Consider the following 2,131-nt stretch of genomic DNA (forward strand, 5'->3'; position numbering starts at 1 on the left):
CTCGGCCGCCTGACCCCCGTCGAATTCGAGACCGTCATGACCCCACCGGCCGTCCAGGCCGCGTGACCGAACCTGTCACCCAAACCTGCAGCAGACCCGTCCGTGATGTCTGGCGCTGTTGCGCGGTAGTCCGAGGTCTCGATGCCCCATGCCTCGATGAGGCTCCAGCCAGCCTGGACCACTGCGGTATCTCCGTCCGTGGAAGAGACGCGCAGCCATGCTGTGCACTGGTCTGAGAAGTCATAGGGCAGGTAGGCCGTGCCGCCTGCGTCCCTTAGCTCGTTGACCTGCTCTATCCACTGCTCCAGCAGGCGTGTCAGATTCGCGCCGAGGTGCCGCGACTCCAGAGTCAGGTAGTACGAGTCGCAGGTGTGACGGTGACCTCCGATGTGCAGTCGAAGATCGTTATGCCAGTGCTTCCCTGCCAGGTGCTCGAACCAGAGAGCAATCGAGGTCGTCATGAGGGAAGTCTCTAGCGGGAGTTGACGGCCAGGTGCCGTCCGTCGTGACTCCGGACATGGGGCCCATTGCCGTCCAGTGCATCGAGAAGCCGGACCGCGAAGACCTCAGACATGCACCCTGCGACCTCGTCGGGCGTGAGCCAGTCGACGGCCGTGGATTCGTCCGAGGTGCGCTCGGCGCCGCCGGAGGGCTTGCAACGGAAGACCAGGGCCACGATGCCGCGGGTGGTGTTCTTGTAGACCCCGGTGAGCTGGTCCACCTCGACGTGGATGCCGGTCTCTTCCCAGACCTCGCGCCTCACGCCTTCCTCGGGTGCCTCGGCCAGTTCCAGGACACCACCGGGGAGCTCCCAAGTGCCGTTGTCAGCGCGGCGGATCGCCAGGAGCCGGCCGTCCTCGCGCACTACGGCTCCGGCCACGGATACCGAGTGCAGCGCTTCGGGGTCACCCTCGCGATGCTGCGGGTCTGGTTCGCTATGGCTCGGTGATGGAGGCGTGCGGTCTGACCGTGCCGTCGCCCCGTTGGCGCATGGCCCTGGCCCGGGCCGCCAACCGTCCAGCCCCCGGTCCGCGGGCTCCGCACATCCTGCGGCTGCGTCCCACCCGCACGGGCCTGGTGGTGCGGTTAGGTCTGCGGCCGGGGCAGGACGCCTTCGACGTCGCCGCCTCGTGCGACCGGCTGCGGCACTCGTTCAGCATGTACGGGGTGACCTCGCGCGAGTTGCGCTCGGGTGTGGTTGAGCTGCGGATGACCGGATACGACGTCCTCAAGCGTGTGCAGATGCCCGCGAAGATCGACCGCACCCCGATGCGGGTCCCGGTAGCCCTGCGCGAGGACGGTGCCGTGCACTACCGCGACTACCGCACCGTCCCGCACGCCCTGACCCTGGGCGCCACGAAGTCGGGGAAGTCGGTGTACCAAAGGAACCTGGTCGCCGAACTGGCCGCGCAGGATGTCGCCCTGGTGGGTATCGACTGCAAGCAGGGTGTGGAGCTGTTTCCGCTGGCCCGCCGGTTCTCCGCGCTGGCCGACAACCCCGATGCTGCCGCCGATCTCCTCGACGCCCTCATCGACCGTATGGAGGCCGTCTACCAGCTCATCCGCGCCGAGCAGCGGATCACCGCCGACGTGCCGGATGCGGAGATGGCTGCCGACATCTGGGACCTGCCCGACCACCTGCGGCCGGTTCCGGTCGTGGTCCTGGTCGATGAGGTCGCTGAACTCGCTCTGTTCACCACCAAGGACGAGGAGAAGCGCCGCGACCGCATCGTCACCGCGCTCGCTCGCCTCGCGCAGCTCGGCCGGGCCGCTGGCATCTACCTGGAGATCTGCGGGCAGCGCTTCGGCTCGGAACTCGGCAAGGCCATCACCATGCTCCGCGCTCAGCTCACCGGCCGCACCGCCCATCGCGTGAACGACGAACCCTCGGCGAACATGGCTTTCGGCGACATCGCCCCCGACGCCGTCCTCGCCGCCATCCAAATCCGCCCCGACACCCCCGGCATCGCCGTCACGGGCGACTCCACCGGCGGATGGGCCCGCATCCGCACCCCCCACACCACGCTGCGCCAGGCCGTCAACGCCTGCAACCGGCACGCCGAGAACACCCCCGACGTGCCCGAACCGCACCCTTCCAGCCCGCCCTGGCTACCCAGCTCACCCCGGTGAC

Annotated in this window: 2 protein-coding genes and 1 pseudogene; 1 reads left to right on the forward strand and 2 read right to left on the reverse strand. The window is 68.4% G+C overall.

All coding sequences use genetic code 11. The annotated features are described in order from the left end of the window. Both PV341_RS44805 and PV341_RS44810 read right to left on the reverse strand, forming a co-directional pair. Positions 1-461: hypothetical protein (locus PV341_RS44805; protein ID WP_500360996.1), on the reverse strand; the 461-nt coding region annotated here is incomplete at its 3' end. Positions 462-472: 11 nt separating this feature from the next. Next, a complete protein-coding gene (locus tag PV341_RS44810; RefSeq protein ID WP_500323050.1) occupies positions 473-865 on the reverse strand; it encodes an NUDIX domain-containing protein in 393 nt (130 codons plus the stop codon). 51 nt (positions 866-916) lie between these two features. Between PV341_RS44810 and PV341_RS44815 the strand changes: the two are divergent. Then, positions 917-2,131: pseudogene (locus PV341_RS44815) on the forward strand (FtsK/SpoIIIE domain-containing protein); the annotation flags it as partial.

The organism is Streptomyces sp. PA03-1a, from assembly GCF_033792805.1.
Lineage (GTDB): Bacteria > Actinomycetota > Actinomycetes > Streptomycetales > Streptomycetaceae > Actinacidiphila.